15 protein-coding genes are annotated in these 14,431 nt (G+C 73.2%); all 15 read left to right on the top strand.

What is annotated here, in order from left to right; all coding sequences use genetic code 11:
- Positions 1–22: 22 nt before the first annotated feature.
- The 15 genes from C6N40_RS03475 to C6N40_RS03405 are packed head-to-tail and all read left to right on the top strand — an operon-like array spanning position 23 to position 14,418.
- Complete coding sequence (locus C6N40_RS03475) at positions 23–292, top strand: acyl carrier protein (protein ID WP_106989614.1); 270 nt, start codon at positions 23–25, stop codon at positions 290–292.
- A 1-nt stretch (position 293) separates the two neighbouring features.
- Entirely contained in the window at positions 294–827 is a 534-nt protein-coding gene (locus C6N40_RS03470; RefSeq protein WP_106989613.1) for a COG4648 family protein, read from the top strand.
- Positions 817–2,496 (top strand): ApeI family dehydratase, encoded by a 1,680-nt coding sequence (locus C6N40_RS03465; protein ID WP_106989612.1) that lies wholly within the window; start codon positions 817–819, stop codon positions 2,494–2,496. The genes C6N40_RS03470 and C6N40_RS03465 overlap by 11 nt, the downstream gene beginning before the upstream one ends.
- Complete coding sequence (locus C6N40_RS03460) at positions 2,493–3,242, top strand: glycosyltransferase family 2 protein (protein WP_106989611.1); 750 nt, start codon at positions 2,493–2,495, stop codon at positions 3,240–3,242. Before C6N40_RS03465 ends, C6N40_RS03460 begins: the two co-directional genes overlap by 4 nt.
- Positions 3,242–4,204 carry a lysophospholipid acyltransferase family protein gene (locus C6N40_RS03455; RefSeq protein WP_106989610.1) on the top strand — a complete coding sequence of 321 codons (963 nt, stop codon included), beginning with the start codon at positions 3,242–3,244 and terminating at the stop codon, positions 4,202–4,204. The genes C6N40_RS03460 and C6N40_RS03455 overlap by 1 nt, the downstream gene beginning before the upstream one ends.
- Complete coding sequence (locus tag C6N40_RS03450; protein ID WP_106989609.1) at positions 4,164–5,717, top strand: HAL/PAL/TAL family ammonia-lyase; 1,554 nt, start codon at positions 4,164–4,166, stop codon at positions 5,715–5,717. Before C6N40_RS03455 ends, C6N40_RS03450 begins: the two co-directional genes overlap by 41 nt.
- The gene (locus tag C6N40_RS03445) at positions 5,707–6,123 is read left to right on the top strand and encodes an acyl-CoA thioesterase (RefSeq protein ID WP_106989608.1); all 417 of its coding nucleotides are present in this window, start codon (positions 5,707–5,709) and stop codon (positions 6,121–6,123) included. Before C6N40_RS03450 ends, C6N40_RS03445 begins: the two co-directional genes overlap by 11 nt.
- On the top strand, positions 6,120–6,710 hold the full coding sequence (locus tag C6N40_RS03440; protein ID WP_162782063.1) for an outer membrane lipoprotein carrier protein LolA: 591 nt from the start codon (positions 6,120–6,122) through the stop codon (positions 6,708–6,710). Before C6N40_RS03445 ends, C6N40_RS03440 begins: the two co-directional genes overlap by 4 nt.
- Positions 6,703–9,018: an MMPL family transporter gene (locus C6N40_RS03435; RefSeq protein WP_240183439.1), complete on the top strand. Its 2,316-nt coding sequence runs from the start codon at positions 6,703–6,705 to the stop codon at positions 9,016–9,018. Before C6N40_RS03440 ends, C6N40_RS03435 begins: the two co-directional genes overlap by 8 nt.
- A 17-nt stretch (positions 9,019–9,035) precedes the next feature.
- A complete protein-coding gene (locus tag C6N40_RS03430) occupies positions 9,036–10,277 on the top strand; it encodes an NAD(P)/FAD-dependent oxidoreductase (protein WP_106989606.1) in 1,242 nt (413 codons plus the stop codon).
- A complete protein-coding gene (locus tag C6N40_RS03425; protein ID WP_162782062.1) occupies positions 10,277–10,810 on the top strand; it encodes a DUF3261 domain-containing protein in 534 nt (177 codons plus the stop codon). Before C6N40_RS03430 ends, C6N40_RS03425 begins: the two co-directional genes overlap by 1 nt.
- Complete coding sequence (locus tag C6N40_RS03420) at positions 10,807–11,991, top strand: beta-ketoacyl-ACP synthase (RefSeq protein WP_106989604.1); 1,185 nt, start codon at positions 10,807–10,809, stop codon at positions 11,989–11,991. The genes C6N40_RS03425 and C6N40_RS03420 overlap by 4 nt, the downstream gene beginning before the upstream one ends.
- Positions 11,988–12,449 carry a hotdog family protein gene (locus C6N40_RS03415; protein ID WP_240183438.1) on the top strand — a complete coding sequence of 154 codons (462 nt, stop codon included), beginning with the start codon at positions 11,988–11,990 and terminating at the stop codon, positions 12,447–12,449. The genes C6N40_RS03420 and C6N40_RS03415 overlap by 4 nt, the downstream gene beginning before the upstream one ends.
- Complete coding sequence (locus tag C6N40_RS03410) at positions 12,446–13,174, top strand: 3-ketoacyl-ACP reductase FabG2 (RefSeq protein ID WP_106989603.1); 729 nt, start codon at positions 12,446–12,448, stop codon at positions 13,172–13,174. The genes C6N40_RS03415 and C6N40_RS03410 overlap by 4 nt, the downstream gene beginning before the upstream one ends.
- On the top strand, positions 13,171–14,418 hold the full coding sequence (locus tag C6N40_RS03405) for a beta-ketoacyl-ACP synthase (protein WP_106989602.1): 1,248 nt from the start codon (positions 13,171–13,173) through the stop codon (positions 14,416–14,418). Before C6N40_RS03410 ends, C6N40_RS03405 begins: the two co-directional genes overlap by 4 nt.
- Positions 14,419–14,431 lie beyond the last annotated feature (13 nt).

Here is a 14,431-nt window from a genome sequence, read left to right as displayed (position 1 = left end):
GGCACCGCAAGAGTTGCAAGCAATGACCAAGGACCAACTTTTCCAGCGCATCGTCGGCATCCTCCAGGAAACCTTCGACATCGACCCGGGCCGGGTCACGCCGGAGGCCCGCCTCGGCGAGGACCTCGACATCGACAGCATCGATGCGGTGGACCTGATCGTGCAGCTCAAGCCGCTGCTCGGCGGCAACCTGCAGCCCGATGCCTTCCGTTCCGTGCGCACCGTGCAGGACGTGGTGGACGCACTGCACCAGATGATGCACGCCGGCGGCGGCCAGGCCGCGGTCGGCTGAGATGCGCCCCGCGACCGGCCTGGCCTGGCTGGCGACATTGCTGTATCCGCTGGCCGTCTGGTTCGGCCTGACGCGATTCGAGCCCCGCTGGCTCGCGCTGGGCCTGCTGGCGCTGGCCCTGCTGCGCGCCATCGCGGCGCGCGAAGCCGTGTGGTGGGCCGCGGCCGCCGGCGCCGGCGCGCTGGTGCTGGCCAGCCTGCTGACCAACCACGGCCTGCCGCTCAAGCTCTACCCGGTGGTGGTGAACGCCGCGCTGCTGGCCGTGTTCGCCGCCAGCCTGTGGCGTCCGCCCACCGTCATCGAGCGACTGGCGCGCCTGCAGCACCCGGACCTGCCGCCTTCCGGCGTGGCCTACACCGCCCGGGTGACCCGCGTCTGGTGCGGCTTTTTCATCCTCAACGGCGGCATCGCGCTGTGGACCGCGCTGGCGGCCACCGATGCCGTCTGGGCCCTGTACAACGGCGCCGTCGCCTATGTGCTGATCGGCGCCCTGGTGCTGGGCGAGCGCCTGCTGCGTCCCCGCCATGCCGCCTGAGTCCCGCATTCCGCTGCACGCCCTTTGCGGCGCGGGCGCGGCACGGGCCGCGAGCCCCGTGCTGGGCTGGGCGCCGGGCGCCTGGGCGGGCAGGGTGGCGGCCTGGCGCGCCGCTTTCGAGGGCCAGCCCGCCGCGGACGTGGCCCTGTATTTCGAGGACGCCGGCGAGTTCTCCGCCGCCCTGTTCGGCGCCTGGCTGGCCGGCCGCACGCCCTGGCTGCCGGGCGATGCCCTGGCCGGAACGCGCACCGCGCTGGCGCGGCATGGCGTGGCCTGGGCCGGCGACCCGCCGGGTGCGCTCCGGGCCGCGGACGGGAACGCCATGGCGCCCCCGGCGACGCTGGATCCCGAGGCCTGCCGCCTGGTCCTGTTCACCTCGGGAACCACCGGCGAGCCGCAGCCGGTCGCCAAGACGATGGGCCAGCTCGACCGCGAACTGGCCTCGCTCGAGGCCGCCTTCGGCGGGCGGCTGGGCGCGGCGCCGGTGTTCGGCACCGTGTCGCACCAGCACATCTATGGCCTGCTGTTTCGCGTGCTCTGGCCGCTGTCGGCCGGGCGGCCCTTCGCGCCGGCGCGCAAGGTCTACAACGAGGAACTGGTGGTGCTCGGCCCGGAGCCGCTGGTGCTGGTGGCCAGTCCGGCCCACCTCAAGCGCCTGCCGCCGAACCAGGACTGGGGCTCGCTGCGCGCCGGCCTGCGGGCGGTGTTCTCTTCCGGCGGGCCGCTGGCGCCGGATGCCGCGCTCGACGTGCGCACGCTCTGGGACCAGGCGGCGATCGAGGTCTTCGGCAGCACCGAGACCGGGGGCATCGCCTGGCGCGCCCCCGGCGGCGAGCAGGCGCCCTGGACGCCGCTGCCGGGGGTGCAGTGGACGCTCGACGAGGGCCGGCTGTGCATCCGCTCGCCGCACCTGGCCGACGGCGGCTGGCTGCAGACCTCCGATCGCGCCGAAGCGGCGCCGGACGGGGGCTTCCTGCTGCGCGGGCGCGCCGACCGCATCGTCAAGATCGAGGAACGGCGGTTGTCGCTCGGTGCCATCGAGGCGGCGCTGCTGGCCTCGGGCCTGGTGGACGAAGCCCGCGTGGTCGCGCTGCCCGGGCATCGCGTATTGCTGGGCGCCGCGGTGGTGCCCGGCGAGGCCGGGCGGGCGCGCCTGGCCAGCGCCGGGCGCGCGGCCCTGCTCGAGGCGCTGCGCCAGTCGCTGGAAGGGCAGGTGGACCGCATCGCCTGGCCGCGACGCTGGCGCGTGGTCGACGCACTGCCGGTGGACGCCCGCGGCAAGACCACCCAGCGGGCGCTCGGCGAGCTGTTCCGGCCGCCGATGCCGGCGCCGGAGTGGGACGAGCGCGGGGCCGCGCACGCCAGCGGCTGGCTCCGGGTGGACGAGGAACTGGCTGCTTTCGACGGCCACTTCCCCCAGGCCCTGATCCTGCCCGGCGTCGCCCTGCTGGACTGGGCCACCCGGCTGGCCGCGGACGCCTTCGGCCTGGCCGGGACGTTCGAGGGCATGGAGACGGTGAAGTTCCAGCACCTGGTGCGGCCCGGCACGCGGCTCGAGTTCCGCCTCGACTGGGACGCGGCGCGTTCGCGCCTGGGTTTCCGCTTCGCCTCGGGCGTCGGCGTGCACGGCAGCGGCTGGCTGCGTTTCGCCGCGGGGGAGGGCCGATGAACCGGGTGTTCTCCCCGGTCGCCGTGGTGCCGGTCTACAACCATCCGCAGGCCATCGCCGGCCTGGTCGCGGCCATGCGCGGGCACGGCCTGCCCTGCCTGCTGGTGGACGACGGCTCCGGCCCCGAGTGCGCCGCCGTGTTGCGCGAACTGGCCGCGGCGAGCCCGGGCGATGTCTCGCTGCTCAGGCTCGAAACCAACCAGGGCAAGGGCGCCGCGGTGATGGCCGGGCTGCGCGAGGCGGGGCGCCGGGGTTTCAGCCACGCGCTGCAGATCGACGCCGACGGCCAGCACGACCCGGCCGACGCCCCGCGTTTCCTGGCCATGGCCCGCGAGCGGCCCGGGGCCGTCGTCAACGGCCGCCCGCTCTACGACCGGTCGGTGCCGCGCGGGCGGCTCTACGGTCGCTACCTGACCCACGTCTGGGTCTGGATCAACACGCTGTCGCTGGACATCAGCGATTCGATGTGCGGCTTCCGCGTCTATCCGCTGGCGCCGACGCTGGCGCTGCTCGACAGCGTGCGCATCGGCCGGCGCATGGACTTCGACACCGAGGTGCTGGTGCGCCTGCACTGGCGCGGCATCGCCGTGCGCGACTGCCCGACCCGCGTGGTCTACCCCGAGGGCGGCGTGTCGCACTTCCGGATGCTGCACGACAACCTGCGCATCTCGGCAATGCACACGCGGCTGTTCTTCGGCATGCTGCTGCGGCTGCCGCGCCTGCTGGCGCGCAAGGTGGCGGGCTGATGGCCAGGCACTGGGCCGAACTGGGCGAGTCGACCTTCGTCGGCGGCACCTGGCTGCTCTACGGCGTGCACCGGCTGTTCGGGCGCTGGCCGTTCCGGCTGTGCCTCTACCCGGTGGTGCTGGTGTACTGGCTGGGCAGCCCGGTGGCGCGGCGCGCCTCGCTGCAGTACCTGCGGCGCCTGCATGCGCACGCGCCCGGCGTGTTCGACGGCGAGCCCGGCGTGCGGCAGTCGCTGCGCCACTTCGCCTGCTTCGCCGAGACCCTGCTCGACAAGATGCTGGCCATCGGCGGCCGCTATCCGCGCGAGCGCACCCGCTTCACCGGCTACGAGCCGATGCTGGCCGCGGCGGAGGCGGGGCAGGGCGGCATCATCGCCACCGCGCACATGGGCTGCCTGGAACTGATGCAGGTGGCGGCCGGCTGGCGCAAGGGCCTGGCGGTCTCGATCCTGGTGCACACCGCGCATGCGCGCCGGTTCAACCGCATCCTCGAGCGGCTCGACCCCGGCGCCGGCGTGCGGCTGCTGCAGGTCACCGACTTTTCGCCGGCGACGGCCATGATGCTGGCCGACCGCGTGGCCGCGGGCGAGTTCATCGCCATCGCCGGCGACCGCGTGCCGGTGGCCGGCGACCGGACCGCGCGCGTGCGGTTCCTCGGCCACCCGGCCGAGTTGCCCGCCGGGCCCTATCTGATGGCGTCGGTGCTGCGCTGCCCGGTCTGGCTGCTCTCGTGCCAGCATGACGGCGACGGCTACCACGCGCGCATCGAGCTGCTGGCCGGCAAGGTTGAGCTGCCGCGCGGCCAGCGCCAGCCCGCGATCGACGCGCTCGCCGGGCGCTTCGCGGACTGGATGGCCGCGCGCCTGCGCGAGTCCCCGTATGACTGGTTCAACTTCTATCCCTTCTGGAAATCTTCCGACCATGTCCGCAGCGACGACACCCCGCCGGCACCTGCCCGTTGACGGCAGCGCCCTGAGCATCGAGGACGTGGCCGAGGTGGCCCGCGGCCTGGCCTGCCCGCGGCTCTCGGACGACCCGGCCTTCGCCGCGCGCATCAACCGCGGCGCCGAGTTCGTCGACCGCCTGATCGCCGAGGACGGTGCCGTCTACGGCGTCTCGACCGGTTACGGCGACTCCTGCACCGTGGTCATCCCGCCGGCCCTGGTGGCCGAACTGCCGCACCGGCTCTACACCTACCACGGCGTCGGCCTGGGCAGGTTCCTGGATCCCGGCGAAACCCGCGCCGTGCTGCTGGCGCGCCTGGCCTCGCTGTCCCAGGGCATGTCGGGCGTCAGCCTGGGCCTGCTGCGGCAGCTGCAGGCCCTGCTCGAGCACGACATCCTGCCGCTGATCCCGGCCGAGGGTTCGGTGGGCGCCAGCGGCGACCTCACGCCGCTGTCCTACGTGGCCGCCGTGCTTTGCGGCGAGCGCGAAGCCTGGCACCAGGGGCGCGTGCGTCCCGCCGCCGAAGCCCTGGCCGACTGCGGCCTCAGGCCGCTGGTGCTGCGCCCCAAGGAAGGCCTGGCGCTGATGAACGGCACCGCCGTGATGACGGCGCTGGCCTGCCTGGCCTGGCAGCGCGCCGACTACCTGGGCCGCCTGGCCACCCGGATCACCGCCTTCAACGTGCTGGCCAGCGACGGCAACGCGCACCACTTCGACCAGGCCCTGTTCGCGGTCAAGCCGCACCCGGGCCAGCAGCGCGTGGCCGCGCGCCTGCGCGGCGACCTGGCCTCGGACCGCCCGCCGCGCAATGAGCTGCGCCTGCAGGACCGCTACTCGCTGCGCTGCGCCCCGCACGTGATCGGCGTGCTCGAGGATGCGCTGCCGTTCCTGCGCGGGCTGGTGGAGAACGAACTCAACAGCGCCAACGACAACCCGATCATCGACGCCGGGCAGGAGATGGTGCTGCACGGCGGGCACTTCTACGGCGGCCACGTCGCCTTCGCCATGGATTCGCTGAAGAACGCCGTGGCCAACCTGGCCGACCTGCTCGACCGGCAGATGGCGCTGCTGGTCGACGCGCGCTACAACCACGGCCTGCCGGCCAACCTGTCGGGTGCACGCGGCGAGCGGGCCGCGCTCAACCACGGCCTCAAGGCCCTGCAGATCAGCGCCTCGGCCTGGACCGCGGAAGCCCTGAAGCTGACCATGCCGGCCTCGGTGTTCTCGCGCTCCACCGAATGCCACAACCAGGACAAGGTGAGCATGGGCACCATCGCCGCCCGGGACTGCCTGCGCGTGCTCGAGCTGTCCGAGCAGGTGGCGGCCGCACTGCTGGTCACCGCGCGCCAGGGCGTCGCGCTGAGGCGCTCGCTCGAGGGAACTGCGCGGCTCTCGGCCGCCCCCGAGGCGATGCTGGCCGACCTTTCCGCGCGCATCCCGCTCATCGAAGAGGACCGCGCGCTCGACGGCGAGCTGCGCCAGCTGGTGCAGGCGATCCGCGACCGCGCCTGGAGCCTTTATGAAGACTGAGTTCAGCGCCGAGGTGGCGCTCACGCCGGCCTTCCACGACCTCGACCCGATGGACGTCGTCTGGCACGGCCATTACCTCAAGTACCTCGAGCTGGCGCGTTGCGCGCTGCTGCAGTCGTTCGACTACGACTACCCGCAGATGCGCGACTCGGGCTACGCCTGGCCGGTGGTGGACATGCGCACCAAGTACGTGCGCCCGGCGCGCTACGGCCAGGCCCTGGTCGTACGGGCGGAACTGCTCGAGTACGAGCATCGCCTCAAGATCGGCTATGAAGTGCGCGACGCCGCCACCGGCGAAGTGCTCACCCGCGCCACCAGCGTGCAGGTGGCGGTGGACATCGCCACCGGCGAGATGTGCTTTGCGTCGCCGGAAGTGCTGCTGCGGCGCCTGGGGAAAGCCTCGTGAGCCGCTGGCTGTTGTTCGTGCTGGCCCTCGTGCTGGCCGCCCCGGCCCTGGCGTCGCCGCCCGATGGCGTCGCCGCGCGCCTTCGGCAGCCGGAGGTGCTGCGCGGCGGCTTCGAACAGGACAAGCAGCTGCAGGGCTTCCGCAACCCGCTGCGCTCGAGCGGCGATTTCCTGCTCGTGCGCGGCCGCGGCCTGGCCTGGGATACCCGCGCGCCGTTTCCCTCCGGCACGGTGATCGGCGCCCGCGGCATCATCGTCAGCACGCCCGATGGCGGCGAGCGGGTGCTTGCCCGCGCCGACGATCCGGCCCAGGACCTGCTGATGGCCTTGGTCGGCGCCGACCTCGAGGCCCTGGCGCGCAGCTTCGAAACGCAGGAAACCCTGCTCGAGGACGGACGCTGGCGCCTGCGCCTGCTGCCGCGCGACGCCGGCCTGCACAGCGTGTTTGCTTCGGTCGAACTGGCGGGCGACGAACACGTGCGCGAAGTGCGCATCGAGGAAGCCGGCGGCGACACCACGGTGCTGCGATTCCTCGAACTCCGGACCTCGCCGCCGCCCACCGATGCGGAGCTTGCCCGCCTTGACTGAGACGCGCCGCAAGAGCGCTTGGCCCTGGCTGGCGGCCCTGTGGCTGCTGGTCGTGCTGGGCCTGGGCTGGCAGCAGGCCATGTTCTGGCAGTCGCCGCGGCTCGACAGCGATGTACTGGCGCTGCTGCCCGGGCTCGACGCGTCGCCCGCGGTGGCCACCGCCAGCGAACGCCTGGCCGGGCAGGGCACGCGCCAGCTGGTGGTGCTGCTCGGGCACGAGGACCCGGCGCGGGCACGCGCGGCCAGCCTGGCCTTCGCCGCCAGCCTGGACGGCGATGACCGCCTGCGTGCGCTGCCTGCCGATGCCACGGGCGCCGAGGCGCTGGCTACCTACGCCGCATTCCAGCGCGGCCTGCTGACCCGCGAGCAGCGCCTCGCGCTCGAGCAGGGCGATCCCGCGGCGCTGGCCAACGAAGCGCTGGCGCGGCTGTTCGCCCCCGGCGTGGCGCCCCGCTGGGCCGCCGACCCGCTGGGCCTGGACACCGGCTGGTGGCAGGCGCGGGCGGGGCAGGGCCCGCGCTTCGCCGAGGGCTGGCTGTCGCTGCGCGCCGACGGGCGCCACTGGGGCGTGCAGCGCTTCGAACTGGTTGGTTCGGCCTTCGCCCTCGACGGCGAGCGCCATCTCCAGGTCCGCCTCGACCGCGCCTTCGCAGCGGCCCGTGCCGTCGCCGGCGACGGCCTGGTGCGGATGCAGGCGGGCGTGCCGCTGCACGCCGAAGCCGCGGCGGTGCAGGCCAACCGCGAGGTGGCGACGATCGGCCTGGGCTCGCTGGCGGCGGTGCTGCTGCTGGTCTGGCTCGCCTTCCGCAGCCTGCGCCCGATCGTGCTGGTGGCGCTGTCGCTGGCCGTGGGCGTCGCCGCCGGCGTGGCCGCCACCGACCTGGTGTTCGGCTCGGTGCACCTGCTCACGCTCGTGTTCGGCGCCAGCCTGGTTGGCGTCGCCGAGGACTACGGCATCCACTATTTCGCCAGCCGCCAGCAGTCCGATACGCCGCCGCGCACGTTGCTGCGGCAACTGCTGCCGGCGCTCGCCCTGGCGCTGGCGACCAGCGTGCTGGCCTACCTGGCGCTGGCGATCGCGCCCTTCCCGGGCCTGCGGCAGATGGCGGTGTTTTCCGCGGCCGGTCTCGCCGCCGCGTTCCTGACGGTGGTGCTGTGGTTCCCCTGGCTCGACCGTCGCGCGCCGCGGCACAGCCGCTTCAGCGACCGGGTGGCCGCCACGCTGGCGCGCTGGCCGCGCTGGCCGGCCGGACGCGCGGGCCTGGTGCCGGCACTGGCGCTGGGCGCCTTCCTGGTCGCCGGCCTGCTGCAGCTGCAGCCGCGCGACGACCTGCGCAGCCTGCAGGCCTCGCCGCTGGCCCTGCTTGAGTCCGAGCGCGACGTGGGCCGGCTGCTGGACCTGCCCAGTCCCGCGCAGTTCTTCCTGGTGTCCGGGGCCACGCCCGAGGACCTGCTGCAGGCCGAGGAGCGCCTGCTCGACCGGCTCGCGCCGCTCCGGGCGCAGGGCGTGCTCGGCGGCTGGCGGGCGGTGTCCGACTGGTTGCCCTCGATGGCGCGCCAGCAGGCCGATGCGCGGCTGCGCGCCGCGGTGGAGGAGAAGGTGCTCGCCGCCGCATCGGCCACGCTGGGCGAGACCCTGGTGCCGGCGCCCGATCCGTCCGCCTGGCTCGAGCCGGGGACGGCGCTGGCCTGGCCGGCGCTGTCGCCGCTGCAGCCGCTGTGGCTGGGCGAACAGGCAGGCGCCTGGCACAGCCTGGTGCTGGTCTCGGGCATCGGGCACGAGTCGCTCGGCGCGCTGGCCGCGCTGCACGCACCGGCCGAGGGGGTCGCCTGGGTCGACCGCGCCGCCGACTACTCCGGGCTGCTCGCGCACTATCGCGTGGTGATGGGCTGGCTGCTGCTGGCCGGCTACGCGGCGGTCATCCTGGTGCTGCACCTGCGTTTCGGCCGCAGCGCCTGGCGCGCCTGGCTACCCACCGTGCTGGCCGCCCTGTCCACGCTGGCCCTGCTGGGCTGGCTGGGCATGCCGCTGCAGCTGTTCGGCGTGCTGGCGCAGCTGCTGCTGCTCGGCTTCGGCGTCGACTACGGCATCTTCCTGCTCGAGCACCGCGGCGACCCGTCCAGCTGGCTGGCGGTGTCGCTGGGGGCCTGCAGCACCACGCTGTCCTTCGGCCTGCTGGCGCTGTCGGCCACGCCCGCGCTGCAGGGCTTCGGCCTGTCGCTGCTGGTCGGCCTGGCTCTGGTCTGGCTGGCCACCCCCTTGTTCCGGCAGCGGCCCGCCAGCCCCGCGCCGGCCCTGCATCACTGAGAACAGAGAAACCAGACATGGATGAGCGGATCGAACAAACCCAGGTACTGATCGTCGGCGCCGGCCCGGCCGGCTCGGTGGCCGCGGCGCTGCTGCGGCAGCAGGGCCGCCAGGTGCTGATGCTGGAGAAGCAGCACTTCCCGCGCTTCTCCATCGGCGAGAGCCTGCTGCCGCAGAGCATGGAGTACCTGGAAAAGGCCGGCATGCTGCGTGCCGTGGTCGAGGCCGGCTTCCAGTACAAGAACGGCGCCGCCTTCGCCCGCGACGGTGCGTACACCACCTTCGATTTCCGCCAGAAGTCCAGCCCGGGCTGGGGCACCACCTACCAGGTCCAGCGCGCGGTCTTCGACGACGTGCTGGCCAGGGAAGCCGCGCGCGCCGGCGCCGAACTGCGTTTCGGCCACGAGGTGCTGTCGGTGGACGTGGCCGGCGAGCGCCCGTGCGTGCAGGTGCGCGACGAGGCCGGCGAGACCTACCAGGTGCAGGCCGACTTCCTGCTCGACGCCAGCGGCTTCGCCCGCATCCTGCCGCGCCTGCTCGATCTCGAGCGTCCCTCGCGCTTCCCGGTGCGCGGCGCCATCTTCACCCACGTGCACGACGGCATCGTGCCGGGCGCCGCCGGTTTCGACCGCAACAAGATCCTGATCACGGTGCACCCGCGCCACAAGGACGTGTGGTACTGGACCATCCCGTTCTCCAACGGCACCTGCTCGCTGGGCGTGGTGGCCGAGCGCAGCTACCTCGAGCAGTACACCGGCACCGAGAGCGAGCGGCTCAAGGCGATCGTGGCCGAAGACCCGGGCCTGTCGAAGCTGCTGGCGAACGCCCGCTGGGAGATGCCGGCGCGGCAGATCGTCGGCTACTCGGCCAACGTCGATTCGCTCTGGGGGCGCAACTATGCGCTGCTGGGCAACGCCGGCGAGTTCCTCGACCCGGTGTTCTCCTCGGGCGTCACCATCGCCTTCAAGTCCGCCAGCCTCGCGGCCGACTGCCTGGCGCGCCAGTTCGCGGGCGAGGAAGTGGACTGGGAAGCCGGGTTCGGCCGTCCGCTGCGCGCCGGCGTCGATGCCTTCCGCGCCTTCGTCGAGAGCTGGTACGCCGGCGGCTTCCAGAAGATCATCTTCCACCCTGCGCAGAACCCGTCGGTGCGCGAAATGATCTGTTCGATCCTCGCCGGTTACGCCTGGGACCTCTCCAATCCCTACGTCGCCGAACACAAGCGCCGCCTGGCGGTGCTGGAGGAACTGTGCAGCGCCTGATGCCCCTGCTGCTGTGCGCGTTGCTGGCGGGCTGCGCCGGCACGCCCGTGCGCACCACGGCGCCGGCGGCGGACCTGCCGATGCTGCGGCTCGCACCTTCGGCGCTGCCCGGCGGCATGGCCAGCCAGCAGCGCCTGGTGTTCGACCAGGGCGGGCGGCGCGACAGCATCGACGCGATGGTCGAAGTCGACACCGCCGGTGTGCGCGTAGTGTTGCACCAGCAGGGCCAGGTGCTGCTCCGGCTCGACTGGGACGGCGACAGCCTGCACGAGCAGCGCAGCGCGGGCCTGCCCGACACCCTGGCTGGGGAGCGCGTACTCACCGACCTGCAGCTGGTGCACTGGCCCGCGGCGGCGATCGCCGCCGCGCTGCCGGCCGGCTGGCGCCTGGCGTCGCGACAGGGCCACCGGGAGCTGTTGCAGGGCGGGGCGCGCGTGGTCGCCATCGACTACCCGCGCGACGGCGAGGCGCTGCTGCACAACGAGCGCGTCGGCTACCGCCTGTCCATCCACTCGATGGCGGTGCAGCCATGAGCACGGCCTACCTCAACCAGATGGGCCTGGCCTGTGCCCTGGGGCGCAGCCGTGCCGAAGTCGCCGCCAGCCTGTTCGCCGCCGGCGCCCCGGGCGGGCTGTCGCCGCAGGCGCTGCCCGGCCTGGCGCAGCCGCTGATGCTGGGGCCGGTCCCGGGTGACCTGGCCGTGCTACCCGGCACGCCTCTGCCGCTGCAGGGGCGCAACAACGCCCTGCTCGAGCTGGCCCTGGCCGACATCGAACCGGCCGTGCGCGAGGCCATCGCCCGCCACGGCCCCGACCGCGTCGCCGTGGTGCTCGGCACCAGCACCTCGGGCGTGGGCGAGAGCGAAGCCGCGCACCGGCACTGGCTGGCGCACGGCCGCTGGCCGGCGGGCTTCCACTATGCGCAGCAGGAAATGGGCACGCCGGCGCACTACCTGGCCTGGCGCCTGGGCCTGCGCGGGCCGGCGCAGGTGATCTCCACCGCCTGTTCGTCCAGCGCCAAAGCGTTGGCTTCGGCGGCGCGGCTGCTCGCGGCCGGCCTGGCCGATGCCGTGGTCGCCGGCGGCGCCGACTCGCTGTGCGCCTTCACCGTCGCCGGCTTCAGTGCGCTCGGTTCGGTGGCGCCGGAGCGCTGCCTGCCGTTCTCGCGCCATCGCTGCGGCATCAACATCGGCGAAGGCGCCGCGCTGTTCCTGCTCAGCCGCGAGCCGGGCCCGGTGCGCCTGTCGGGCTGGGGCGAAAGCTCGGATGCCCACCACATGTCCGCGCCCGAGCCCGGGGGGCGGGGCGCGGAGCGCGCCATCCGCGAGGCCCTGGGCCGTGCCGGCCTGGCGCCCGCCGACATCGACTACATCAACCTGCATGGCACCGCGACGCCGCAGAACGACGCGATGGAGGCCGGCGTCGTCGCGCGCGTGTTCGGCGCCGGTACGCCCTGCAGTTCGACCAAGCCGCTCACCGGCCACACCCTCGGCGCCGCCGGCGCCATCGAGGCCGCGCTGTGCTGGCTGACGCTGACCGAAAACCCGGGCCGGCTCCTGCCGCCGCACTGGTGGGACGGCGCCGCCGACCCGGAGCTGGCGCCGGTTGGCCTGGTCGCGCCCGGAGCGCAGGCCGCGCAGGCGCCGCGGCGGGTGCTCAGCCAGTCCTTCGCCTTCGGCGGCTCGAACGCCGCGCTCGTGCTGGAGGCGGCGTGAACGCGGCCGTGCGTGCGGCGGTCGAGCGCCTGGTGCCGCATCGTGGCGGCATGCTCTGGCTCGAGCGCATCGTCGAATGCGATGACACCCGCGCCGTCGCCGAGGCCGTGGTGCGCGACGACCATCCGCTGGCCGATGGCGACGCCGTGCCCGGCTGGGCCGGCATCGAGTACATGGCGCAGTGCATCGCCGCCTGGGCCGGTGGCCGGGCCCTGGCCCGCGGCGAGCCGGTCAAGCCGGGCTTCCTGCTCGGCACGCGGCGCTACAGCTGCCTGCGCCCGCGCCTTGCCTTCGGCCTGCGCCTGCGCATCGAGGTCCACTGCGAACTGATGGGCGACAATGGCTTGGGCCTGTTCGCCTGTCGACTGCTCGACGGCGAAGAAGAGATCGCCGTCGCCAATGTCTCGGTGTTCGAACCGCCGGACGCCGACGCCTACCTGGGGAATGCCAAGCAATGAGTGACCGCTGCATCCTGATCACCGGCGCCAGTCGTGGCATCGGCCGGGCCATCGCCCTGCGCCTGGCGCGCGATGGCTTCGACGTGGTCGTGCACTGCCGCAGCCAGCGTGCACAGGCCGAGGCGGTGGCCGCCGAAGCCCGCGCCCTCGGCCGCCAGGCCCGCGTGCTGTGCTTCGACGTCGCCGACCGCGCCGCCTGCCGCGAGGCGCTGGAGGCCGACATCGCCGCGCACGGCGCCTACCATGGCGTGGTCTGCAACGCGGGCATCGCCCGCGACAACGCCTTCCCGGCCATGCCGCCCGAAGACTGGGATGCGGTGGTGCACACCAACCTAGACGCCTTCTACAACGTGCTCCAGCCGGTGGTGATGCCGATGGTGCGGCGGCGCAAGCCCGGACGCATCGTCACGCTGTCCTCGGTGTCGGGCCTGGCCGGCAACCGCGGCCAGACCAACTACAGCGCGGCCAAGGCCGGCATCATCGGCGCCACCAAGGCCCTGGCGCTGGAGCTGGCCAAGCGCGAGATCACCGTCAACTGCGTCGCGCCGGGGCTGGTCGGCACCGAGATGCTCGACGAAGTGGTGCTCGAAGAGGCGCTCAGGCTGGTGCCGCTGCGCCGGGTCGGCAAGGTCGAGGAGGTCGCCGCGGCGGTGTCCTTCCTGGTCTCGGACGAAGCCTCGTACATCACCCGCCAGGTGATCTCGGTGAACGGAGGCATGCTGTGAGCCGGGCCGTTTCCGAACGCCGCGTCGTGATCACCGGCCGCGGTGCGATCACGCCGCTGGGCCACGACTGGCCCTCGGTGCTGGCGCACCTGCGCTCGGGCCGCAACGCCGTGCGCCGCTTCGACGACTGGGGCCGCTACCGCGGCCTCAATACCCGCCTGGGCGTGCCGGCGGCCGAGTTCGAACTGCCGGCGCACTTCAACCGCAAGGCCACCCGCAGCATGGGGCGCGTGGCGCTGCTGGCCACGCTGGCCAGCGAGCGGGCGCTGGCCGATGCCGGCCTGCTCGGCGACCCGCTGCTGCACTCGGGCAAGGTGGGCATTTCCTACGGGTCCTCGGCCGGCACGCCGTCCTCTATGGGCGACTTCGGCCGCATGTTGGCGGAGTTCAACACGCAGTACATCAACGCCACCACCTACATCAAGATGATGAGCCACACCGCGCCGGTGAACATGGGCGTGCACTTCGGCATCACCGGCCGCATCGTCACCACCTCCAGCGCCTGCACCTCGGGCAGCCAGGGCATCGGCTACGCCTACGAGGCCATCCGCGCCGGCCGCCAGGTGGCGATGCTGGCCGGCGGCTCGGAGGAGCTCGACGTCACCGCCGCCACGGTGTTCGACACGCTGTTCGCCACCTCCAACGCCAACGACACGCCGGAGCTGACGCCGCGTCCCTTCGACGCCGACCGCGACGGCCTGGTGGTGGGCGAGGGCGCCTGCACCCTCGTGCTCGAGGATCTCGATCACGCGCTGGCGCGTGGCGCCACCATCCATGGCGAGATCATCGGCTACGGCACCAACAGCGACGGCCAGCACGTCACCCAGCCCAATGCCGCGACCATGGCCCAGGCCATGCGCCTGGCGCTGGAGGACGCGGGCCTCGCCCCGGGCGACATCGCCTACGTCAACGCCCACGGCACCGCCACCGGCCATGGCGACATCGCCGAAAGCACGGCGACCGAGGCGGTGTTCGGCGAAGGCCAGCCGATCAGCTCGCTCAAGAGCTACACCGGCCACACCCTCGGCGCCTGCGGCGCGATCGAGGCCTGGGTGACCCTGGAGATGCTGCGCGAGGGCTGGGTGCATCCCACGCTCAACCTGCGCAACGTCGACCCGCGCTGCGGCCGGCTCGACTACATCACCGGTGACGGCCGGGCGCTGGACGCGGAATTCGCCATGAGCAACAACTTCGCCTTCGGCGGCATCAACACCTCGCTGGTGCTGCGCCGCTGGACGCCATGAACCCAAAAGGAGA

This window comes from Arenimonas caeni (assembly GCF_003024235.1).
Classification (GTDB): Bacteria; Pseudomonadota; Gammaproteobacteria; order Xanthomonadales; family Xanthomonadaceae; genus Arenimonas; species Arenimonas caeni.
The sequence above is the reverse complement of the archived record's forward strand: the minus strand, read 5'-3'. Positions and strand labels throughout refer to the sequence as shown.

Coding starts and splice junctions, on each gene's coding strand:
- C6N40_RS03475 (WP_106989614.1), top strand. CDS start 23: ATGACCAAGGACCAACTTTTCCAGCGCATCGTCGGCATCCTCCAGGAA.
- C6N40_RS03470 (WP_106989613.1), top strand. CDS start 294: ATGCGCCCCGCGACCGGCCTGGCCTGGCTGGCGACATTGCTGTATCCG.
- C6N40_RS03465 (WP_106989612.1), top strand. CDS start 817: ATGCCGCCTGAGTCCCGCATTCCGCTGCACGCCCTTTGCGGCGCGGGC.
- C6N40_RS03460 (WP_106989611.1), top strand. CDS start 2,493: ATGAACCGGGTGTTCTCCCCGGTCGCCGTGGTGCCGGTCTACAACCAT.
- C6N40_RS03455 (WP_106989610.1), top strand. CDS start 3,242: ATGGCCAGGCACTGGGCCGAACTGGGCGAGTCGACCTTCGTCGGCGGC.
- C6N40_RS03450 (WP_106989609.1), top strand. CDS start 4,164: ATGTCCGCAGCGACGACACCCCGCCGGCACCTGCCCGTTGACGGCAGC.
- C6N40_RS03445 (WP_106989608.1), top strand. CDS start 5,707: ATGAAGACTGAGTTCAGCGCCGAGGTGGCGCTCACGCCGGCCTTCCAC.
- C6N40_RS03430 (WP_106989606.1), top strand. CDS start 9,036: ATGGATGAGCGGATCGAACAAACCCAGGTACTGATCGTCGGCGCCGGC.
- C6N40_RS03425 (WP_162782062.1), top strand. CDS start 10,277: ATGCCCCTGCTGCTGTGCGCGTTGCTGGCGGGCTGCGCCGGCACGCCC.
- C6N40_RS03420 (WP_106989604.1), top strand. CDS start 10,807: ATGAGCACGGCCTACCTCAACCAGATGGGCCTGGCCTGTGCCCTGGGG.
- C6N40_RS03410 (WP_106989603.1), top strand. CDS start 12,446: ATGAGTGACCGCTGCATCCTGATCACCGGCGCCAGTCGTGGCATCGGC.